This window comes from Arthrobacter rhamnosi (genome assembly GCF_054510975.1).
On the sequence record NZ_JBTNDN010000001.1, the window covers coordinates 526,923 to 546,958 of the forward strand.

At 68.8% G+C, this 20,036-nt stretch carries 20 protein-coding genes; 8 read left to right on the forward strand and 12 right to left on the reverse strand.

Annotated features, from left to right (window positions below; all coding sequences use genetic code 11):
* The first annotated feature begins 9 nt into the window (after positions 1 to 9).
* Positions 10 to 525 carry a hypothetical protein gene (locus ACX80J_RS02465; RefSeq protein ID WP_459346714.1) on the forward strand — a complete coding sequence of 172 codons (516 nt, stop codon included), beginning with the start codon at positions 10 to 12 and terminating at the stop codon, positions 523 to 525.
* Between the two features lie 155 nt (positions 526 to 680).
* Here ACX80J_RS02465 and ACX80J_RS02470 read toward each other — a convergent pair whose 3' ends face one another.
* Complete coding sequence (locus ACX80J_RS02470; protein WP_459346715.1) at positions 681 to 1,076, reverse strand: DUF7793 family protein; 396 nt, start codon at positions 1,074 to 1,076, stop codon at positions 681 to 683.
* A gap of 124 nt (positions 1,077 to 1,200) precedes the next feature.
* A complete protein-coding gene (locus ACX80J_RS02475; protein ID WP_459346716.1) occupies positions 1,201 to 1,698 on the reverse strand; it encodes a helicase associated domain-containing protein in 498 nt (165 codons plus the stop codon).
* 180 nt (positions 1,699 to 1,878) lie between these two features.
* On the opposite strand from ACX80J_RS02475, the gene ACX80J_RS02480 reads away from it, so the two are divergent.
* Positions 1,879 to 4,074: a S9 family peptidase gene (locus tag ACX80J_RS02480; protein WP_459346717.1), complete on the forward strand. Its 2,196-nt coding sequence runs from the start codon at positions 1,879 to 1,881 to the stop codon at positions 4,072 to 4,074.
* Here ACX80J_RS02480 and ACX80J_RS02485 read toward each other — a convergent pair.
* From ACX80J_RS02485 to ACX80J_RS02505, 5 genes are read right to left on the reverse strand one after another with little or no spacing between them, the layout of a single operon-like run.
* Positions 4,005 to 5,084: a LacI family DNA-binding transcriptional regulator gene (locus ACX80J_RS02485; RefSeq protein ID WP_459345555.1), complete on the reverse strand. Its 1,080-nt coding sequence runs from the start codon at positions 5,082 to 5,084 to the stop codon at positions 4,005 to 4,007. The two genes, ACX80J_RS02480 and ACX80J_RS02485, sit on opposite strands and share 70 nt — an antisense overlap.
* The gene (locus ACX80J_RS02490) at positions 5,084 to 6,565 is read right to left on the reverse strand and encodes a GH1 family beta-glucosidase (protein WP_459346718.1); all 1,482 of its coding nucleotides are present in this window, start codon (positions 6,563 to 6,565) and stop codon (positions 5,084 to 5,086) included. Before ACX80J_RS02490 ends, ACX80J_RS02485 begins: the two co-directional genes overlap by 1 nt.
* The gene (locus ACX80J_RS02495; RefSeq protein ID WP_459346719.1) at positions 6,562 to 7,476 is read right to left on the reverse strand and encodes a carbohydrate ABC transporter permease; all 915 of its coding nucleotides are present in this window, start codon (positions 7,474 to 7,476) and stop codon (positions 6,562 to 6,564) included. Before ACX80J_RS02495 ends, ACX80J_RS02490 begins: the two co-directional genes overlap by 4 nt.
* The gene (locus tag ACX80J_RS02500; RefSeq protein WP_459346720.1) at positions 7,473 to 8,459 is read right to left on the reverse strand and encodes a carbohydrate ABC transporter permease; all 987 of its coding nucleotides are present in this window, start codon (positions 8,457 to 8,459) and stop codon (positions 7,473 to 7,475) included. Before ACX80J_RS02500 ends, ACX80J_RS02495 begins: the two co-directional genes overlap by 4 nt.
* A 3-nt stretch (positions 8,460 to 8,462) precedes the next feature.
* Positions 8,463 to 9,701: an ABC transporter substrate-binding protein gene (locus ACX80J_RS02505; RefSeq protein WP_459346941.1), complete on the reverse strand. Its 1,239-nt coding sequence runs from the start codon at positions 9,699 to 9,701 to the stop codon at positions 8,463 to 8,465.
* A 493-nt stretch (positions 9,702 to 10,194) separates the two neighbouring features.
* On the opposite strand from ACX80J_RS02505, the gene ACX80J_RS02510 reads away from it, so the two are divergent.
* The 5 genes from ACX80J_RS02510 to ACX80J_RS02530 all read left to right on the forward strand — a co-directional run bounded on the left by ACX80J_RS02510 (position 10,195) and on the right by ACX80J_RS02530 (position 14,602).
* Positions 10,195 to 10,626 carry a PaaI family thioesterase gene (locus tag ACX80J_RS02510; RefSeq protein WP_459345559.1) on the forward strand — a complete coding sequence of 144 codons (432 nt, stop codon included), beginning with the start codon at positions 10,195 to 10,197 and terminating at the stop codon, positions 10,624 to 10,626.
* A complete protein-coding gene (locus tag ACX80J_RS02515) occupies positions 10,623 to 11,471 on the forward strand; it encodes an SGNH/GDSL hydrolase family protein (RefSeq protein WP_459346721.1) in 849 nt (282 codons plus the stop codon). Before ACX80J_RS02510 ends, ACX80J_RS02515 begins: the two co-directional genes overlap by 4 nt.
* 103 nt (positions 11,472 to 11,574) lie before the next feature.
* Positions 11,575 to 12,522, forward strand: coding sequence for a 1,4-dihydroxy-2-naphthoyl-CoA synthase (locus ACX80J_RS02520; protein ID WP_459345561.1), 948 nt, complete (start codon positions 11,575 to 11,577; stop codon positions 12,520 to 12,522).
* A 7-nt stretch (positions 12,523 to 12,529) separates the two neighbouring features.
* A complete protein-coding gene (locus ACX80J_RS02525; protein WP_459346722.1) occupies positions 12,530 to 13,660 on the forward strand; it encodes an AMP-binding protein in 1,131 nt (376 codons plus the stop codon).
* Between the two features lie 54 nt (positions 13,661 to 13,714).
* Positions 13,715 to 14,602, forward strand: a complete 888-nt coding sequence (locus tag ACX80J_RS02530; protein WP_459346723.1) for a 1,4-dihydroxy-2-naphthoate polyprenyltransferase — start codon at positions 13,715 to 13,717, stop codon at positions 14,600 to 14,602.
* Positions 14,603 to 14,623: 21 nt separating this feature from the next.
* Here ACX80J_RS02530 and ACX80J_RS02535 read toward each other — a convergent pair whose 3' ends face one another.
* Positions 14,624 to 14,929, reverse strand: a complete 306-nt coding sequence (locus ACX80J_RS02535; RefSeq protein WP_459345564.1) for a DUF4229 domain-containing protein — start codon at positions 14,927 to 14,929, stop codon at positions 14,624 to 14,626.
* Positions 14,930 to 14,959: 30 nt separating this feature from the next.
* Here ACX80J_RS02535 and ACX80J_RS02540 point away from each other — a divergent pair, with 30 nt between their 5' ends.
* On the forward strand, positions 14,960 to 15,415 hold the full coding sequence (locus tag ACX80J_RS02540; RefSeq protein WP_459345565.1) for a PLD nuclease N-terminal domain-containing protein: 456 nt from the start codon (positions 14,960 to 14,962) through the stop codon (positions 15,413 to 15,415).
* A 347-nt stretch (positions 15,416 to 15,762) separates the two neighbouring features.
* On the opposite strand, the gene ccsB is transcribed toward ACX80J_RS02540, so the two are convergent.
* Genes ccsB through ACX80J_RS02560 form a run of 4 tightly spaced genes read right to left on the reverse strand, consistent with a single transcriptional unit; the run spans position 15,763 to position 20,014 of the window.
* Positions 15,763 to 16,794: a c-type cytochrome biogenesis protein CcsB gene (gene ccsB / locus ACX80J_RS02545; protein WP_459346724.1), complete on the reverse strand. Its 1,032-nt coding sequence runs from the start codon at positions 16,792 to 16,794 to the stop codon at positions 15,763 to 15,765.
* Entirely contained in the window at positions 16,791 to 18,521 is a 1,731-nt protein-coding gene (gene resB, locus ACX80J_RS02550) for a cytochrome c biogenesis protein ResB (RefSeq protein ID WP_459346725.1), read from the reverse strand. Before resB ends, ccsB begins: the two co-directional genes overlap by 4 nt.
* Positions 18,522 to 18,571: 50 nt before the next feature.
* Positions 18,572 to 19,375, reverse strand: a complete 804-nt coding sequence (locus ACX80J_RS02555) for a cytochrome c biogenesis CcdA family protein (RefSeq protein ID WP_459345660.1) — start codon at positions 19,373 to 19,375, stop codon at positions 18,572 to 18,574.
* 21 nt (positions 19,376 to 19,396) lie between these two features.
* Positions 19,397 to 20,014 (reverse strand): TlpA family protein disulfide reductase, encoded by a 618-nt coding sequence (locus ACX80J_RS02560; RefSeq protein ID WP_459345568.1) that lies wholly within the window; start codon positions 20,012 to 20,014, stop codon positions 19,397 to 19,399.
* Between the last annotated feature and the right edge of the window lie 22 nt (positions 20,015 to 20,036).

Sequence of the window (20,036 nt, forward strand, 5' to 3'; positions counted from 1 at the left end):
AGCAACTCCATGAACAGCAGGCTCGCACCAATCGTTCTCGCTGCCGGACTCGTCGCAGGCGCCGGTCCGGCCGTCGCCGCAGAAAAACCCAACGTCCCGGCCCCGTATCCCACGGAGCCTTTCGTCCTGCAGGATGCTTTCGGGTTCGACTGCCCGGGTTTCGACGTCACAGCCCAGCTCACGGGGAAGATCAAGACCATCGACCTGCCCGGCCCCCGGACGATCGAGATCTCACCGGGTGCCAAGGTCACCCTGACCGGCGTGTCACCGACCGGCGAGACCGGACCGACGGTGACCTACGTCATCGCGGGTTCCGCGCATACCCTCACCCTGCCCGACGGCTCGCAGGAGATCAGATCGATCGGAAGGAACCTCGTCAGGGTCCCCCAGACCGATGACCATCCCGAAGGCCTCTTCCTCACGGCGGGCAACGTCAACTTCGCCCTCAACGCGGATGGATCCGAGAAGAGGCTGTTCTCCGGCTCCGGCACGGTGACGGACGTCTGCGCGGGGCTCGCACCCTGACCCGCTCGAACTCGGCAATCGCGGGCACTTCCGGTCGTGGCTGGACGTGCCTGCGGCCTGCCCGGGTCCCGGCCATGGGTAGAACGGAGCCGAGCAGCCTTTTCCGCTTGTCGGCGTCCGCTCGTCCGCGCCGATGCGGCCCGGAAGCAGCGGAGCTACTGCTTGGTCGGCCCTGACCTGGAATCTTCCAGCGAAGCCCGCAGCCACTCGTACGCGCTGGCTTCCGAGGTGAAGAAGCGGGTGGGATGAACGGCGCGGCGGGCTCCTGCCGCCAGCACCTCGTCCATGGGCCCATTCCCCAGCAATGCCGCCGCGACCACGAGTGCCTCCGCATTGAACGCAGCACGCGCACCGGGGTGAAGATCGACGATCTCGGTCATCTCGACGAGGATCGCGTAGGGGCGGCCACCCGAGAGCTGCCTGCTCACGGCGAGGACGGACAGTGCGTCGTCGGGAGTGATCGCCACGCGCCCAGCCCAGGCGAGGTGCTGGAGGTCCGAGCCCACCAGCCGGACCGTAGCCCTTCCACCCGCTGCCGCCAGGCTTTCCATGGTCCCCCTTCGGACGAGGCCTCGACGTCCGCGCTTGCCGCACTGCCGCGGAGCGCGCGATGACGCCGGATGTGCCAGAAGATACCATGACGACCGGTCCGAGGGACGCTTCCGGTTCGAGTGGTCAGCGCGAGTGGGCGAGGATTGCGGCTCTGCGGGCTTCCGCCGTGGCATCCGCTTCCGCCGCCCTTGCCGCTTCGGCCGCTTCCGCCGCCTGCACGAGGTGACGCAGGGCAGCGGCCGGTTCGGCAGTCGAGCGTCCGGCGAGCTGCGCGTGCAGCCAGGCCGCCAGGCGCTTCTCCCCGGCCGACTGCGGCGACGTCAACGACGGCAGGCGCCCCTCCTCCTCCAGGAAGTCGGCGATGCTCTCGACCTTCAGCCACACCGCACCGCTGTGGCTACTGTCGCGCTGCTCCCGCGTCTGCAGCAGCCCTGCTTCCTGCAGGGCGAGTACGCGGCCGGCACCCAGCCTCCCGGCCCGCACCGACTTCCGCTGCTCCTCGAGCCAGAGGGCGAGCCGGTGCTCCCCGGGCGAGGCTGCGCGAGCGGAGGGTTCCCGACCTTCGGCGGCGACGAAGGCCGTCAAAGCCCTCAGCCGGACCTCCCAGGATGTCGTCGCCATGGAATGGCCTCTCGGAAGCAGGAATCGGACGTCAGTAGTGAGTTTACTGATAAGTATGCTTACTAACTACATCTGACCGGTTCATGACGTCGAAACAGCACGGCGGGCCGCCCGGTCCAAGGGCCGCTCCGGCCGGCCGGGGTCACCGGACGCCGGAGCGGCAGTGGCAAGATGGGAGCCATGACCGCTGACGCCATCGCACTCGTTGTCCCCGTTCCGCCGCCGGCCAGGAAAGTGCCTCAGTCGCGCACGCACCACGGCGACACGTTCGTCGACTCCTACGAGTGGATGCGCGACAAGGAGAGCCCCGAGCTGATCGACTACCTCACGCGCGAGAACGAGTACACCGACGCCGTCACGCGCCACCAGGAACCGCTGCGGGAAGCGATCTTCGACGAGATCAGGGAACGGACGCAGGAGACCGACCTGTCGGTGCCGGCTCGCAAGAACGGCTGGTGGTACTACTCGCGGACCGAGGAAGGGAAGCAGTACGGCATCCAGTGCCGGACTGCCGCGGAGGACACCGGCGACCTCGGCCGCGACTGGACGCCCCCCGAGGTCGTACCCGGCCGGCCCGTTCCGGGCGAGCAGATCCTGCTCGACGGCAATGAACTCGCCGAGGGCAAGCCGTTCTTCTCCCTCGGGGGCCTGTCCGTCACCGAGGACGGCAACCTGCTCGCCTACTGCGAGGACAACGCCGGCGACGAGCGGTTCACGCTGCGCATCAAGAACCTCGAGACGGGGGAACTCCTCCCCGACGAGGTGCCGAACATCTTCTACGGGTTGTCCTTCTCCCCCGACGGTACGCGCGTCTACTACACGGTCGTCGATGACGCCTGGCGCCCCTATCAGGTGCGCGTCCACACGCTGGGCACCCCGGTCGCGGACGACGTCGTGGTGTACCAGGAGGACGACGTCGCGATGTGGACCGGCTTCGAGGTCTCCGCCGACCGCACGCAGCTCCTCATCAGTATCGGATGCTCCGAGTACAGCGAGTACCGCGTCCTCGACCTCGCGAGGCCGGAGGACGGGCTGACCACCCTGATCTCCCGCGACGAGCGCATCCTGTACGACGCCGAGCCCGTCACCATCGATGGTGCGCCCCACTACCTGCTGACGCACGACCGCGACGCGAAGAACTCCATGGTGAGCCTTGTCGCCGCGGGCGAGTTCGCACGCCCGCTCGCGGAGCAGACGTGGACCACGGTCATCCCGCACGACGACGCCGTCCGGGTGAACGGCGCCTCGGTCACGCGCACCCACCTCGTGCTGTCCGTGCGGAAGGACACCATCGAACGCGTGCAGGTCCTCCCGCTGGCCGGGCTCGGGACGGCGGACCAGGAGCCGCCGACGGAACCGGACTTCGACGAGGAGCTCTTCTCGAGCAACCTCGCCAACGCGGAGTTCGACTCCCCGATCATCCGGCTGTCCTACACCTCCTACCTCACACCCCCGCGCGTCTACGACTACGTCCTCGAGGACGGCTCGCTGAAGCTACGCAAGGAGACGGAGGTGCGCGGCGGCTACGACCCCGCCTCCTACGTCGCCGAGCGGCAGTGGGCGCCGACCGCGGACGGCACCCTGATCCCGCTCTCGGTCGTCCGCCGCGCGGAGCTCGTCCGGGACGGCACCAATCCCGCGGTCATCTACGCGTACGGCAGCTACGAGGTCAGCATGGACCCGGCCTTCTCCATCGCGCGGCTGTCCCTGCTGGACCGCGGCATCATCTTCGTCACCGCCCACATCCGCGGCGGTGGTGAGATGGGGCGCAGCTGGTACGACCAGGGCAAGAAACTCCAGAAGAAGAACACCTTCACCGACTTCGTCGATGCCACCACCTACCTCGGCGCCTCGGGCTGGATCGATCCCGGGCGGATCGCCGCCATGGGCGGGTCCGCCGGCGGCCTCCTCATGGGTGCCGTCGCCAACCTCGCTCCCGAGAAGTACCGCGCGATCGTGGCACAGGTACCGTTCGTGGACGCACTCACCACCATCCTCGACCCGGAGCTACCCCTCTCGGCGCTCGAATGGGAGGAATGGGGCAACCCGATCACCGACCCCGAGGTGTACCGCTACATGAAGGAGTACACGCCCTACGAGAACGTGCGGCCGGTACCGTACCCGCGCATCGCGGCCGTCACGAGCTACAACGACACCCGGGTGCTCTACGTCGAACCGGCGAAGTGGGTGGCGCAGCTCCGCGAGACGACCACGGGCAGCGAGCCGATCGTCCTGAAGACCGAGATGGACGGCGGCCACGGCGGGGCCAGCGGACGCTACTCCCGCTGGCGTGACGTCGCCTGGGACTACGCCTTCGCGGCGGACGCGGTGGGCGCCACGGAGGTGCTCGCGCGTTCCACCAGTTCCGTGGAGTAGATCACCGGCTCCGGGTGCGAGCCCGGAGCCTCGATCTCCTCGAGGAGCATGGACCCGGCCTTCACGGCCATCTCGACCATGGGCTGGGTGATGGTGGTGAGGGGCGTCGGCGCTGTCTCCGCCACGGCGTGGTTGTCGTACCCCATCAGGGCGACGTCCCCGGGGACCGTCTTGCCGGCAGCCTGGATGGCGTCCAGGACCCCGAGGGCCATGAGGTCCGAGGCCGCGAAGATCCCGTCGATGTCGGGGTGCTCGGCGAGGAGCCTGCGTGCCGCGGCCGCGGCGCCGTCGGTGGTGAAGTCGGCATGGACCACCGGACCCTCGGCCAGCCCTGCCTCGGCCAGGCCCTCCCTCCAGCCGCGGAGGCGGTCGACGGCGGCTGTCATGTCCGCAGGGCCCGCGACCGTCGCGAGACGGCGTCGCCCGATCCCAGCGAGATGACGTGCGGCGAGGCGTCCGCCGCCCACGTTGTCGGTATCCACATACGTGACGTCGAACGCCATGTCCCACGGGCGTCCGATGAAGATGGTCGGCAGGCCGGTCTCGGCGAGGGACCTCGCCCAGGAGTCGGCCTTGTGGTGCGAGACGACGATGGCGCCGTCCACGTGCCCGCCCCGCAGGTAGCGCAGCGTGCGGGACGAGTCGTCGTCGGTCCTCGACATCAGCAGCACCAGCTGCACGTCGGTCTCACGGAGGGCCTCCGTGATGCCGGTGATGACGACGGCGAAGAAGGGATCCATCATGACGCGGACATCCGGCTCCGGGATGACCAGGGCGATGGAGGACGTCCGGCGGGTCACGAGGCTGCGGGCGGCCCGGTTGGGGATGTAGCCGAGGGCGACGACGGCGCGGTCCACCGCCGCCTGCGCCTCGGGGCTGACACGGTCCCCGCCGTTGATGGCGCGCGACGCGGTGGACCGCGACACCCCGGCGGCCACGGCGAGATCCTCGAGCGTGGGGCTCGGGCGAGCTGCTGCGTGCCGCAGCGACCGGGGCGGGGAGGTGTTCATCACCTCGACAATACGACACCCGCGCTTCCGCCGTCAGCCGACGAGACAGTCGACGGTACGGCCGACGGAAGCGCATTGGAGGCCGCGACGCGTGCGTACCAGAGGGCACTGGCCTTCGGGGTGCGCTCCTGCGTCCCGTAGTCCACCCGGACCAGCCCGAAGCGCTGGTGGTAGCCCCACGCCCACTCGAAGTTGTCCAGCAGGGACCACGCCAGGTAGCCCCGGAGGTCCACGCCGTCGTCGATCGCGTCCTTCACGGCCCGGAGGTGGACGTCGAAGAATGCGAGGCGGTCCTGGTCGTCCACGAAGCCGGACCCGTCGGGGGCGTCGTCGTAGGCCGCGCCGTTCTCCGTGATGTAGATCGGGATGCCCGCAGGGCCGGTGTACTCGTCCTGCAGCCTGTTCAGCAGGCGGCGGAGACCGTCCGGCTGCACCTCCCAGTCCATGGCCGTGACCGGCAGGCCCCGCGGAACGGAGCGTACGCCGTGGGCGGCGACGTAGGGCGAGGAGACCGGGCGCTCGACGGGCGCGTGGCCCTCCTGCGGCACCGCCTCGTCCGACGGCGTCTTCGTCACGGCCTCGCCGTGGTAGTAGTTGACGCCCAGCACATCGATCGGCGTGCCGATGATCTCCAGGTCGCCTGTCCGGATGGAATCGGTCAGCCCCAGGTGCTCGACGTCCCGGAGCACGTCCTCCGGGTACGAGCCGCGCAGCACGGGGTCGAGGAAGATGCGGTTGAACTGGCCGTCGATGCGCCGGGCGGCGTCACGGTCGTCCTCGCTGGAGGGATCGAGGGGATCAGGGACGGTGAGGTTCAGGGTGATGCCGAGCGTGGCGTCCCCGTCCCGGCGGCGCAGCTCCCGGGTTGCCAGCCCGTGCGCGAGCAGCAGGTGGTGGGCGGCGGCGAGCGCCGCGGTCGGCTCCTGCCGTCCCGGCGCATGCACGCCGGCCGCGTAGCCGAGGAACGCCGCGCACCAGGGTTCGTTGAGGGTCGTCCAGATCCGGACGCGATCGCCGAGTGCTTCGTGCATCACCGCTGCGTACTCGGCGAAGCGGTAGGCGGTATCGCGGTTCGTCCAGCCGCCCTTGTCCTCGAGGGCCTGCGGCAGGTCCCAGTGGTAGAGGGTGAGCCACGGCGTGATCCCGGCCTGGAGGAGCTGGTCCACGAGGGTGGAGTAGAACCGGATCCCCTCGATGTTGGGTGTCACTCCGTCCGGCATGCAGCGCGACCACGACGTCGAGAAGCGGTAGGCCTGCAGGTTGAGGCTCTGCATGAGCTCCACGTCCTCGGCGGACCGGTGGTAGTGGTCGCAGGCGACGTCGCCGTTGTGCGCGTCGGCCACCGCTCCGGGGACACGGGAGAACGTGTCCCAGATGGACGGTCCCCTGCCGCCTTCCCGGGCGGCGCCCTCGATCTGGTAGGCGGCTGTCGCCGCGCCCCAGAGGAAGCCCTCGGGGAAGGTTCGTTCGGTGCTGCTCATCCTTTGACTGCTCCTTGCATGATTCCTGAAACGAGTTGGCGTCCCGCGACCGCGAAGAGGAGCAGCAGCGGGATGGTGGAGAGAACCGCTCCGGCGAGCACGATCGAGTAATCGACGAAGTGCGCGGCCTGGAGCAGCTGCAGCGCCACCGGGAGTGTGGGGTTGGACGGATCCAGCACGATGAACGGCCAGAAGAAGTTGGTCCACGTGGCGACGAACGTGAACAGTGCGAGCATCGCCGCCGCCGGTCGGGCCGCTGGAAGGCCAACGTACCAGAACGCCTGGATCATGGAGGCGCCGTCGATCCGCACGGCCTCGATCAGCTCGTCCGGCAGCGCGTCCCGCAGGTACTGCGTCATCCAGAAGACCCCGAACGCCGTCACGACGCCCGGGACGATGACGGCCCAGAGCGAGCCGGTCCAGCCGAGCTTCGCCATGACGATGAACAGGGGCACCACACCCAGCTGGGTGGGTACGGCCATCGTGGCGACCACGAACACCAGCAGTGCCTTGCTGCCCCGGAAGCGGAGCTTGGCGAAGGCGAAGCCGGCGAGGGTCGAGAACAGCACCACGGACGCCGCCGTGACCGTGGAGACGATGAAGCTGTTGCCGAGTGCCTTCCAGAACGGGATGCTGTCCAGGACGGTGGCGGCATTGGCGAGGAAGTTGCCCCCGGGAATCAGGGGTACGCCCTTGCTGATCACCGAGCTGTCGTGGCTGCCCACCAAGAAGGACCACCACAGCGGGAACACGGAACCGAGGATCACCGCGCCGAGGAAGCCGTAGGTCAGGAACCCGGGGCGCCGCATCGTGCCACCCGGAGCGCCGCGGCGCCGCGCGCCGAGGCGCCGCTGCGCCGCACGGGCCGCGCCCTTGCCTGCAGTCTGCTCGATCATGGGGATGGAGCTCATCGTCGGCCTCCCTGGCTTGCGATGCGGCGGGTGATGAGGAAGTTCGCCATCGCTATGAGGACGATGATGAGGAACAGGAGCCAGGCGACCGCCGAGGCCCTGCCGAAGTTGCGCTGGCCCCAGCCGAGCTCCCAGATGTACATGGTGAGCGTCTGCCATTGCCGGTCCGCGCCGCCGAGGCCCGCCTGGTCGAAGACCCTGGCCTCGTCGAAGATCTGGAGTCCGCCGATGGTGGCGGTGATGACCACGAAGATGATGGTCGGCCGCAGCATGGGGACGGTGACGGAGAAGAACTGCCGGAGGCGTCCGGCGCCGTCGATGGTCGCCGCCTCGTAGACGTCCCTGGGGACGGCCTGCATGGCGGCGAGGAAGATGAGCGCGTTGTACCCGGTCCACCGGAAGTTCACCATCGTGGCGATCGCCGCGTGGCTCGCCAGGGACTCGGAGTGCCAGCGGACCGGGTCCAGCCCTATCCCCGTCAACAGCTCGTTGACCAGGCCCGCCTGGTCGGCGAAGAGGTTGTTGAAGATCAACCCGACGGCCACGGGGGCCACCACGAAGGGAACGAGGACGCCCATCCGCCAGAACGTCCGAGCCCTCAGGTTGGCGTCCAGCACCGCGGCGATGGCGATGGCGAGGACGACCTGCGGAATGGACGAGAGGAGGAAGATGCTGAACGTGTTCCCTACCGCATTCCAGAAGAACGGCTGCGCGAGCACGAACTCGTAGTTCTCCAGCCCCGTGAACTCGCCCTGGCCCCCGATGAGGTTCCAGGTGTGGAGCGAGACCCATGCCGTGTACAGCAGGGGGAACAGGCCCGTGATGGCGAAGAGCAGGAAGAACGGCGAGATGTAGAGGTACGGGGACAGCTTGACGTCCCACTTCGACACCTTCTGGGAGAGGGCCAGCCGCTTGACGCTCCTGTCGCGCGGCGCCCGCTGATGCGTATCGGGAGGAGGTTGGACCCGGTCCGTGACGGCCATCGGCTACAGAGCGCCCACAGCGGTGACGAACTTCTCCCAGGAGGAGGCCGGGTCGTCGGTCTTGTCGACGTCGACGCGGGTCAGGGCCTGCTGCATCGCGTCGTTGATCGCGAAGTACTTGGGGCCCTTGAACGGCGTGACCTCGACGGCGGCGGCGCGGTTGGCGAGGATCTCACCGGTCGGTGCGTCGTTGAAGAACGGGTCGACCTGTCCCTGGAGTTCCTCGCTCTCGAGCGCCTCCACCTGGCTGGGGAACGTGCCCTTCGACTCGAAGGCCTTGATCTGCTGCTCCGGGGCGGTCAGCCATTCGGCGAGCTTCTTGGCTTCGGCCTGGTGTGCGCCCTGGGTGGGAACGGTCAGGTACGAACCGCCCCAGTTGCCACCGCCGCCGGGGAAGACATCAGCGATGTCCCAGCCCTCGACGCCTTCGGCGTTGCCCTCGATGATGCCGAGCATCCAGCCCGGGCAGAGCTTCGTGGCGAAGGCGTCGGACTGGAAGCTCGCCGTCCAGTCGTCCTCCCACTGCGTGAGGTGGGCCGAGAGCCCGTCGGCGACGGACGCCTGCAGGACCTGCTCATAGATGTCCTTGACCTCGGGGTTCTCGGTGGCGATCACCGCGGCGTCGTCGTCCTCATAGGCGTTCTGGACCTGGTTGATCATGCCCTGGTAGGTGGCCCCGGCGGAATCGAACCAGGCCACGCCGTCGCTGGCGGCGACGAACTTCTTGCCCGCATCGAAGTAGTCCTGCCACGAACCGTCGAGCATCTCGGCGACGGACTCCCGGTCGCTCGGCAGTCCGGCCTTCTCGAACAGGTCGGCGCGGTAGCACACGCCCTGCGGCCCGGCGTCGGTGCCGTATCCGATGAGCTGCCCGTCCTCGGTGGTCGCCGCGGCGGTCTTCCAGTCCAGCCAGCGGCCCTCGACGGCGGGGTCGGTGAGGTCGGCGAACTGGTCAGGGAACTCGAGCAGTTCGGGCAGCCAGTCCACCTCGATCGCCTCGATGTCCGAGAGACCGGATCCGGCGGCGAGCCTCGTAGTGAGGTTGTCCCGGGCCTCGTTGGAGGTGGCTGCCTTCTTGTGTTCGAGGGTGACGTTCGGGTTGAGCTGCTCGTATTCCTCGAACAGCTCCTCGTAGCCGAATTCGTTGAACGTGCCGACGGAGAGGGTGACGTCCTCGGTACCGGTTTCGCCGTCGACGCCGGCCTCGCCGGCTCCGCCGGACCCGCAGGCGGTGAGGGCCATGGCCAGGCATGCTGCCGCGGCCGAAAGTGCGGTGATACGTGCTCTGCTGTGCACGGTGACTCCTTTGTCAGCTCGGATACCGCTGCGGGGTGCAGCGGAGTCAAGGTGGAACATCCCGACAGGACCTGCCGGAGGGAATCCGCCTGTGGAGCCGCTTCCTGCGGAGCCGGTCCAGGGCGGTGGCGGCGGCGGTTACGGGGCACCCCGAACCCTGCCGAAGAGAACACAGGAGAGACCGCAGATTCCACCGGCTGATCAGGCACCGTGGGAGCGCTCTCACGCTGTGCACCCATCCTGACTGTGACCTCCGACACTGTCAAGTGGGAGCGCTTCCACGGAGTCGAGATTCCGTGCCGCGGAGTGTATCGCCGCAGGTCAGAGCAGTTGTGCCTACGCACCCGTGATCCGATCGTTACGACGCACCACGTACCGGTGCCCCCGCCGCTAGAGTGGTGGACGACCGATCAGGACCGCGATCAGGAGCAGCCGGGCGATGACGCACGAATCCCTTCCCCCCTGGACCATCTCGCTCGGCGAACTCGACGAGAAGATGGGCGTTGCCATCCTCGAGCAATCAGCCGAACGGGTCGTGGCGACGATGCCCGTGGAAGGCAACCGCCAGTCCTTCGGGCTCCTCCACGGAGGCGCGTCCCTTGCCGTCGGCGAGGCCGTCGGCTCCTGGGCCGCGGTGATCCATGCGTCCACCCTCGGGAAGACCGCCGTCGGAGTGGACGTGTCGGCAACCCACCATCGCAGCGCGCGGGACGGCACGGTCACGATCACGGCGACCCCGATCCACCTCGGCCGGACCCTCACGACGCACGAGGTGCTCCTGACCGACGACGCCGGGCGGCGACTCTGCACGCTCCGCATCACCAACCTCCTCCTCGACAAACCCGCAACCGTGAGTAGCTTTAAGCCATGACTCCAGCGACGCGCACCCTCAGGTTCCGCTCCACCAGGTTCATCGCCCTTGCCGCCGCCGCCTCCGCGGCGCTGCTCGGCGGTTCCGCGGGTCCTGCCGCGGCAGCGCCCAAGGAGCCACTGTCCTATGTGGCCCTCGGTGACTCCTACGCGTCCGGTTTCGGCGCGGGCTCGTACGTCAACGCGTGCGGCCAGTCGCCCCTGGGGTTGCCCGGCATCCTGGACGCCAAGAAGCAGATCGACCTGGTCGCCGACGCCACGTGTGCAGGCGCGAAGGTCGCCACCGAGCCCGGAGGCGCTATCGACCTCCAGGAGCAGCTGGCTGCGCTGTCCGCGGACACCGATCTCGTGACCATCTCGGCCGGCGGCAACGACGCAGGCTTCGGCACCGTGGCAGGGGTCTGCGTCACGCAGCCCACCGAGGTCTGCCAGCAGGTCATCGCGGCCACGAGTGCGACAGCGCTGCCGGTGCTCGCCGCGAACCTCGACGCCCTGTACGACAGCATCCAGGCAGCCGCGCCCAACGCCACCGTCGTCGTCACCGGCTACCCGCACCTGTTCTCGCCCGAATTCGGCAACGCGCTGATTCCCCTGGCGTCGCAGGAGGCGTTCAACCAGGGCACCGACGCCCTGAACGCCCTGATCCGTGAACAGGCAGAAGCGCACGGCTTTCTCTTCGTGGACCTGGTGCCGAGGTTCGAGGGACACGGGATCGGCTCCCCCGACTCATGGATCGTCTCCCAGCTGGGCGCCGTCGACATCCTGCATCCCACGGCCGAAGGCTACAGGTCCGGGTACTACCCGGCCGTGCGGAGCGCGGTCAACTTCGCCCAGCTCCAGCGCTAGGCTGCTGCTGGCGCGTCCTGCCCTGCCCGGGGAAGCCGGCTCCGCCCTCGTGCAGCGGGATGTCCGGACCCGCCCCGGGTTGCCTCGCCGCTAGACTCGACGGGTGACTTCAGAGCTTCCCGCCAAGGTATCCGACATCTTCGATCCCACCCGCTGGCGCGTCGTGGCGGGTTTCGAGGACTTCACGGATCTGACCTACCACCGCCAGGTGGAGCGGGACGGCGCCGCGGTGCGCGACCTCCCCACCGTGCGCATCGCGTTCGACCGCCCGGAGGTCCGCAACGCCTTCCGCCCCGGAACGGTGGATGAGCTGTACCGGGCCCTCGACCACGCCCGCATGACCCCCGACGTCGCGACCGTGCTGCTGACCGGCAACGGTCCCAGTCCGCGGGACGGCGGCCATTCCTTCTGCTCGGGCGGCGACCAGCGCATCCGGGGCCGTGACGGGTACCGGTACGCGGAGGGCGAGACGAAGGAGACCATCGACCCCGCCCGTGCGGGCCGCCTCCACATCCTCGAGGTCCAGAGGCTCATCCGGACCATGCCGAAGGTCGTCATCGCCGTCGTCAACGGCTGGGCGGCCGGTGGCGGACACAGCCTGCACGTCGTCGCGGACCTGACGATCGCCTCGGCCCAGCACGGGAGGTTCAAGCAGACCGATGCCACCGTGGGCAGCTTCGATGCCGGCTACGGCTCCGCGCTCCTGGCACGGCAGATCGGCCAGAAGAAGGCACGCGAGATCTTCTTCCTGGCCCGCGAATACTCCGCACAGGACATGGTGGACATCGGCGCGGTCAACGAGGCGGTCGATCACGCGGAACTGGAGACGACGGCGCTGGCCTACGCCGCCGACATCGCGCGGCAGAGTCCGCAGGCCATCCGCATGCTCAAGTTCGCCTTCAACCTCGCCGACGACGGCCTCGCGGGCCAGCAGGTGTTCGCCGGTGAAGCGACGCGCCTCGCGTACATGACCGACGAGGCCGTGGAGGGCAAGGAGGCGTTCCTCGAGAAACGCGCTCCGGACTGGTCCTCGTTCCCCTACTACTTCTAGGAGACATGTGGAACTCCTCCCCGTGCACACCCCCGAGGGCTTCGACCCCCTCGGTCTGCTGAAGCCCCTCGCCGCCGCGCTGGCAGGCGAGGGCCCCGCCGTCGCACCCCACGTGCTGCCGGACCAGGCCTTCGGCGGCTCGCTGCCGAATGACGAGATCGTCGCCGTCATCAGCACGTCGGGGTCCACCGGCACGCCCAAGCAGACGATGCTCAGCGTCGATGCCCTCGCCGCGTCAGCGATGGGTACGGCCTTCGCCCTGAAGGCGGAGGGCCAATGGCTCCTCACCCTCCCCGTGCACTACGTCGCCGGTTTCCAGGTGCTCGTCCGGTCGCTCTACGCCGGCACGCAGCCCTGGGTCATGGACACCGCCGCGGGTTTCACGCCGGAGGCCTTCACCCAGGCTGCGGCGGAACTGACCGACCGGGTCCGTCTCACCTCCCTGGTCCCCACGCAACTCCACCGGCTGCTGACGGACCCGTCCGCCGAGACGCTCCGGCTCCTGCGCCGTTTCGACGCCATCCTGCTCGGCGGGGCACGGGCCGGGGCACCCCTGCGCGCCCTCGCCCGCAGCCAGGACCTCAAGATCGTCGAGACCTACGGCATGAGCGAGACCTGTGGCGGATGCGTCTACGACGGGACCCCGCTCGAGGGCGTCGAGCTCCGCTCGGTCGCAGGGCGGCTGCGCATCGGCGGGTCCGTCCTCGCCGACGGCTACCTCGATGCCCCCGAGCTCACGGAGGAGAAGTTCGTCTTCAATTCCGGCCAGCGCTGGTTCGTCACGGACGACGCCGGCGACGTGGCCCTCGACGGGTCCGTCACCGTCCACGGGCGCCTGGACGACGTCATCATCACCGGCGCACTCAAGGTGTCGGCCGCGAAGGTCTCCGATGTGATCCAGGCCCTCCCCGGGGTGGAACAGGCGATGGTGCTCGGCATCCGCAGCGAGGAATGGGGCACCGCCGTCGCCGCGGCGATCGTGGGCGACGTCGACGCCGACGTCATCCGGCAGGCGGTCCATGTCGAACTGGGAGCGCACGCCGTGCCCAAGGCCATCGTGAGCCTCGACGCGTTCCCCCTGCTACCCGGCGGCAAGCCCGATCGCCGGACCATCCAGGCGCTCCTCGAACGCGCCTAGGACGTTCGTGGTTCTAAGCACGACCGACCGCCCGACCCGACAAGAAGGAACTCCGTGGCGACTGCCGCTCAATGGCTTGAAGGAGCCCGCCCCCGCACCCTCCCGATGGCCCTCGCGCCCGTGATCATCGGGAGCGCCGCTGCGTTCGGCCTCGGATCCTTCCGGCCCGTCAACGCCGTGCTCGCGGCGGTCGTCTCCGTGCTGCTGCAGGTCGGCGTGAACTACGCGAACGACTACTCCGACGGCATCCGGGGGACGGACGACGAGCGCGTCGGCCCGTTGCGCCTGACGGGGTCGGGCGTCGCGCAGCCGCGGCAGGTCAAGCTCGCCGCCTTCGCATGCTTCGGCCTCGCGATGCTCGCCGGCCTGGCTCTGGTGGTGCTGTCGCAGACCTGGGTGCTGCTCCTCGTCGGCGTGGGCTGCATCGCTGCCGCGTGGGGCTATACCGGCGGAAAGAATCCCTATGGGTATCTCGGCCTGGGCGACCTGTTCGTCTTCGTGTTCTTCGGGCTGGTCGCAACTCTCGGAACCACCTACACGCAGGCGGGCCAGCTCAGCGGGACGGCGTGGATCGGTGCCGTGAGCACCGGCCTGATCGCCGTGGCACTCCTGATGGCCAACAACGTCCGGGACATCCCGACGGACAGCGTCGTCGGGAAGAGGACGCTCGCCGTCCGGCTGGGGGACCCTGCTGCCCGCGTCAGCTACGTCCTGATGCTGGCCGCGGCCATCCTGCTGCCCGTGTTCCTGAGCTACGACTACCCCTGGGTGCTGCTCGTCCTGCTGCTCATCCCGGCCTGCCTGACGCCGAGCCGGCTGATGCTGAAGGGTGATAAGGGCAGGAGCCTGATCCCGGTGCTGAAGCAGACGGGTCTGATCAACCTCGCGTTCAGCATGCTCTTCGCTGCGGGCATCGTCACCACCGTGCTGCTGCGAGGCTGAGCAGCCGCGCTCTGCCGGGGGTCAGGCCGCGTTGCCGCGGGGTCGGCGATCCGCATTGACCCGGGTGTTGGGATCCAGCGAGTCCTCGGCCGCAGCGTCGTCGAGCTCGACGGCGGTGCGGAGCGGCGGGGCACCGGGGGTGAACCGGCGCTGCAGTGTGGCCCCTGCGGCATCCCGGAGCGTGCGGAAGAAGAGGTACGTCACGCACCAGGCGAGGATGGCCGCCACCACCGCGGACAGGAAGAGTCCCAGCCCGAGCAGCACGCACGCCACATAGAACACGACGATGAGCAGCAGGCGGAGGGCGGTGAATTTGAGGAAGGCCACGCTGCAAGTTTACTCGCCTACAATTGGCGCATGCCCCGCCTCCTGCTCTTCGCCGCGATCCTGGGGGTCGCCGTCGTGATCTATGCACTGATCGACTGCGTCATGAGCCGAAAACACGAAGTGCGGAGCATCTCGAAGACCGCGTGGTTCGTCACGATCCTCGTACTGCCGCTCATCGGTGCGGGAATGTGGTTCCTGTTCGGCCGCCCGCGCAGCGAGGGTCCCTCCGGGCCGCGCCGCCCGGCGCCCCGCACGCCGACCGCTCCCGACGACGATCCCGCATTCCTCCAGAACCTCGAGGCCCAGCGCCGGCAGCGGGCCCGCGAGCAGGAAAAACGCCTCCGCGAGAAGGAACAGCGGGAGCGTGATGCCAAGGCCCGCGACGCCTCCGGCGACAGCCGCAAGGACGACAAGCACGACGGCGAGGGCAACGGCGAGGGCAACGACGACGCCGGATCCGGTCCTGCGGGAGTCCACCGCCCCTGACGCGTCCGGAGCCCTGACACCTCGCGCGGCGACGTGTCGGCCCCGACGCCCGCAGCCCCTCCCGGTACGCGAAAGCCTCCAGAGGCGCCCGCGGCCCCTCCCGGCACGCGAAAGCCTCCAGAGGCGTCCGCGGCCCCTCCCGGCATGCGAAAGCCTCTAGCGACGCGCCGGCCCCTCCCGGCACGCGAAAGCCTCCAGAGGCGCACGCAGCCCCTCCCGGCATGCGCGAGCCTCCGCGGCGACGTCGGCCCGCGGCCGCCCTGCGGCACCCTGTCCTCCCGGTACGCGAAAGCCCCGCGGCACGTGCCGCGGGGCTTTCGTATACCGGGGAGGACGGGAGACCCGGCCTAGACCCCGGAGTAGCTGTGGAGGCCGGAGAAGTAGATGTTCACGATCGTGAAGTTGAACACGATGCACAGGTACCCGACGATCGAGAGCCACGCTGCACGTGTCCCGGTCCAGCCGCGCGTAGCCCGCGCGTGCAGGTACCCGGCGTAGACGGTCCAGATCACGAAGGTCCAGACCTCCTTGGTGTCCCAGCCCCAGTAGCGGCCCCACGCCTGCTCCGCCCAGATGGCACCGGCCATGAGGGTGAAGGTCCAACCGACGAAGGCGATGGCGTTGAGGCGGTAGGACAGGTTCTCGAGGCTGAGGGCGGACGGCACCAGGCGGAGGAATTTCGCGGGGTCCGCCTTACCCGCGAGGAGCTTGGCCTCGCGCGAGGTCTGCAGGAGCTGGAGCACGGACATCGAGAACGTGATCGTGAACAGTGCCGAGGACGCGACGGCGATGGATACGTGCACGATCAGCCAGTAGCTCTGCAGGGCCGGGATCAGGCGCGCGACCGGCGTGGGGAACCCGACAGTGGCGGCGCACAGCATGATGACCACGAGTCCCACCACGAAGGAGCCGACGAAGCGCAGGTCCTTGCGGGTGAGGGTGATGAGGAAGATCGCCGCGACGAGGAACGCGCCCGTGGTGCAGAACTCGTACATGTTGCCCCACGGGACGCGGTGCGCGGCGACTCCACGGGTGATGACGGCGGCACCGTGGATGACGGCGGCCAGGACTGTCAGCGAGACGGCGATCCGCGCGGTCCTGCGGCGGGGCCCGGATCCGTACTCCATGGAGTCGTCGGCCGCAGGCGACGTCCTCGCGGCCGCCGTCGTCGAACCCGCCCCACGGGAGCCGACACCGGCGAGGGCACGCGCGGGGCTCGCCTGCTCGCCGGCGAGGCGCGCTTCGAGGGAACCGATGGTCGGGCTCGACTTCACGAGGTCGAGCACGAAGAAGACGAGTGCCACCACGTAGGCGATGGAGGCCAGCAGCATGAAGAGCTCACTGACCTGCCCGAGCTCAGCGTTGACTGGTGCTGTCATGAGTTGTCCTTTGAGTTGTGGTGCGACTGCCCCGCGCCGGCTGCCGACGAGGCGCCGACCTCCTGCTGTCCATTTTCCCCCGCCGCGGCGGACGGCACCAACCAGCGGTCCGCCAGCAGCTTCTCGACGGCCTTGCCCTCGGTCGGCAGTCGGTTGTCCTCGCCGCGCGCGAGGAGCCCGTACTCGACCATGATGCGCCCGTCCGGGTGTTCGCCCGTCCGCACCCAAAGCCTGCGACGGCCGATGAACAGAGACGCGGAGAGGCCGAGCAGCGCGAGGGTCGAGAACACGAGGGCTCCCGTCTCGCCCGGATCGTGGTGGATGTCGAGTGCGACGTAGCGCTTGAGCCCGTCGAAGGTGATCGACCCCTTGCCCTCGGGCAGATCGAAGGTCTGGCCCACGCCGAGCACGATGCCGCCGTCGTCACTGTTCCGGCTGTTGAGCTCGGTGAGGTTCTCGGTATCGAGGACGTAGACGTTCTCCGGCGTGCCGTCGTCCAGCCCCAGGTCCCCGTAGTAGGAGTTCAGGTTGAGCTGCGGGTTGAAGGGGTCCGGGTCGCGCGAGAAGGAGACGCCCTGCTCGTCGACGAAGGCGGTGGGGAGGAAGAAGCCCACGAACCCGAGCTGGTCCGGCTTGGCATCCGGAGCCTTGATGACCATCAGGGAGGTGTAGAGGCCGTCCGACGGAACCGCGACGACGGGGCCCTGCTGGGCGATGTTCCCCTCGCCGTCCCGGACCGTCACCACGGGCGCGTAGCCGTTGCCGACGAGGTACACGTTCGTCCCGCCGATCGTGAGTGGTGCGTTGACCTTGAGGACCTGCTGCGTCTCGTCCTCCCCCGGCCCGTCCTGTGTGGTGACGTTCGCGGTGAAGTCGAGCGGCTGGCCGTAGTGGCTCTCCTGCTCCCGGTCGAAGCGGACGTCGAACGAGTCGAGGCGGAGCGAGTACGGCTCGAGCTGGTCGTCCGAGAAGTTGGAGCCGGGGTTGAAGGTGTCGTAGCCGATGAGGGCGTTGACGAAGCTTTCACCCTCGACGACGACCTTCTGGCCGTTGTAGCCGAAGAGCCCGCCGACGGCGACCGAGACCAGGACACCGATGAGTGAGGTGTGGAAGACGAGGTTGCCGAGCTCCTTCACCAGGCCGCGCTCCGCGCCGACGGACGGACGGTCGGTCTCCGCGTCGCGCAGGTCTACGCGGTAGCCGCGCTTCCGCAGGACGGCGGCGGCCTCCTCGGCGGCGGACGCCGGGGTGAGACCGGCTTCGCGTGCGGTGTGCGCGGGCACCTCGAGCGTCCCGTAGACGGGCAGGCGGGAGAGCCGCTTGGGAGTGCGCGGGGGCTTGGAACGGACGGCCTTGAAGTGGGCGATCGCCCGCGGCACCACGCACCCGATGAGGGAAATGAAGAGCAGGAGGTAGATCGCGGAGAACCAGACCGACGAGTAGACGTCGAACAGCTGGAACCAGTCGAGGACGGGCCCGGTGTCAGGGTTGTCCTGGATGTACCGCGTGACCACGGCGGGATTGGCGGGGCGCTGCGGGAACAGCGAACCGGGAACGGCGGCGACGGCGAGCAGGAGGAGCAGGAACAGCGCGGTGCGCATGCTGGTGAGCTGCGTCCAGGCCCACCGCAGGGTGCCAAGGAACCCGAGTGAGGGCAGCACGACGTCGGACGTCGCGCCCTGGGCGCCTGCCCGTTCCCTCGTGTCCTGCGGAGTGTCCTGCTTCACTGTGCCCTTTCCCTTCGTGTCGGTCCTCGCGTGGCTTGGGTCGTCATGGGTCAGATCGGCAGGACGACGTTGCCGATGAGGAGGTCCTGGAGTTGCGTGATCCAGTAGTTCCAGACGCCGGTCACCATGAGGACTCCGACCAGCACCAGCAGCCCTCCCCCTGCCCGCTGCAGCAGGAGCCGGTGCTTCCGGAAGAAGGCGAGGGCTCCCATGCCGCGCCGCACGCCCAGTGCGATCAGCAGGAACGGCAGGCCCAGGCCCAGGCAGTAGACGAACGTGAGGACGGCGCCCTTCAGGGCCGTCGCATCGTTCCCGGAGATCGCCAGCAGCTGCACGGCCCCCAGTGTCGGACCGATGCACGGAGCCCAGCCCAGTCCGAAGGTCACACCGAGCAAGGGGGCACCCAGGAGCCCCGCGGGCACCTTCGCGTGCACACGGCTCTCGCGCTGGAACCAGGAGATGCCGCCCATGAACACGATGCCCAGCAGGATCACGACGAGGCCGAACACCTGGATGAGCCATCCCTGCGAGACCCTCAGGAACGCTCCGAGCTGGCCGAACAGCGTTCCGTAGGCCATGAAGACGACGGAGAAACCGAGGACGAAGAGCCCGATCCCGGCGAGCATCCTCCCCTTCTTCTGCTTCTCGAGGTCCACTCCCGTCAGTCCCGTGACGTACCCGAGGTATCCCGGGACCAGGGGCAGGACGCAGGGGGACGCGAAGGAGACGAGGCCCGCCAGCAGCGCGACCGGCAGGGCGAGGAGCATGGAGCCGTTGAGGACGGCGTCGGCGAAGGCGTTCCCCGCCACGAGGGGAACGGACACGGTCAGCTGGCCCGCCATCGACAGGGTCATCGGCACGGCGCGGCGACCGCGCTACTCGGCGAGCGCATCGGAGATGAGCGCCTTGAGGGTCCCGCGGTCGGCGAGTCCGAGGATGCGTGCGGAGACCCTGCCCTCGCGATCGAGGACGATCGTGGTGGGAACGGCCTGCGGGGGGACGTACTGCGTCATATCGAGCAGCACCCCGCCGTCCTTGTCCTTAAAACTCTCGTAGGGAATGCCGAAGCTGCGCTCGAAGGCCTCTGCCGTCGCCTGCTCGTCGCGGATGTTCACGCCGTAGAACGCGGCACCCTGGGGTCCGTACTCGTCGTGGAGCGCCACGAGGTCGGGCGCCTCTTCCCGGCAGGGTGCACAGGAGGCGTACCAGAAGTTCAGGACGGTGACCTGGCCGCTCCAGTCGGAACTGGAGACGGAGGTGCCGTCGAACAGGCTGCCGGTCACGTCCACGGGCTCGCCCCGGTCCGCCTCCGCGTACTCGGTGACGGAGCCGTCCCCCGCAATGTAGTTCTTGCCGTCCCCCGCTGCGGCCTGCTGGGCGAGAGGATCCTCAGCGGCGCAGGACGCCACGAGCGAAACCGGCACGCTGAAAGCCAGCACCATACCCAGCTTGAGCAGGAGGCGGCGCTTGGGAGAACGGGCGGTTGTGGTCACGGCTTCTTCCGATGATTTCTAC

Excerpts from the sequence above, each read along its gene's own strand:
- ACX80J_RS02465 (WP_459346714.1), top strand. The coding sequence starts at position 10 with ATGAACAGCAGGCTCGCACCAATCGTTCTCGCTGCCGGACTCGTCGCA.
- ACX80J_RS02470 (WP_459346715.1), bottom strand. The coding sequence starts at position 1,076 with ATGGAAAGCCTGGCGGCAGCGGGTGGAAGGGCTACGGTCCGGCTGGTG.
- ACX80J_RS02475 (WP_459346716.1), bottom strand. The coding sequence starts at position 1,698 with ATGGCGACGACATCCTGGGAGGTCCGGCTGAGGGCTTTGACGGCCTTC.
- ACX80J_RS02480 (WP_459346717.1), top strand. The coding sequence starts at position 1,879 with ATGACCGCTGACGCCATCGCACTCGTTGTCCCCGTTCCGCCGCCGGCC.
- ACX80J_RS02485 (WP_459345555.1), bottom strand. The coding sequence starts at position 5,084 with ATGAACACCTCCCCGCCCCGGTCGCTGCGGCACGCAGCAGCTCGCCCG.
- ACX80J_RS02490 (WP_459346718.1), bottom strand. The coding sequence starts at position 6,565 with ATGAGCAGCACCGAACGAACCTTCCCCGAGGGCTTCCTCTGGGGCGCG.
- ACX80J_RS02495 (WP_459346719.1), bottom strand. The coding sequence starts at position 7,476 with ATGAGCTCCATCCCCATGATCGAGCAGACTGCAGGCAAGGGCGCGGCC.
- ACX80J_RS02500 (WP_459346720.1), bottom strand. The coding sequence starts at position 8,459 with ATGGCCGTCACGGACCGGGTCCAACCTCCTCCCGATACGCATCAGCGG.
- ACX80J_RS02505 (WP_459346941.1), bottom strand. The coding sequence starts at position 9,701 with ATGGCCCTCACCGCCTGCGGGTCCGGCGGAGCCGGCGAGGCCGGCGTC.
- ACX80J_RS02510 (WP_459345559.1), top strand. The coding sequence starts at position 10,195 with ATGACGCACGAATCCCTTCCCCCCTGGACCATCTCGCTCGGCGAACTC.
- ACX80J_RS02515 (WP_459346721.1), top strand. The coding sequence starts at position 10,623 with ATGACTCCAGCGACGCGCACCCTCAGGTTCCGCTCCACCAGGTTCATC.
- ACX80J_RS02540 (WP_459345565.1), top strand. The coding sequence starts at position 14,960 with ATGCCCCGCCTCCTGCTCTTCGCCGCGATCCTGGGGGTCGCCGTCGTG.
- ccsB (WP_459346724.1), bottom strand. The coding sequence starts at position 16,794 with ATGACAGCACCAGTCAACGCTGAGCTCGGGCAGGTCAGTGAGCTCTTC.
- ACX80J_RS02555 (WP_459345660.1), bottom strand. The coding sequence starts at position 19,375 with ATGACCCTGTCGATGGCGGGCCAGCTGACCGTGTCCGTTCCCCTCGTG.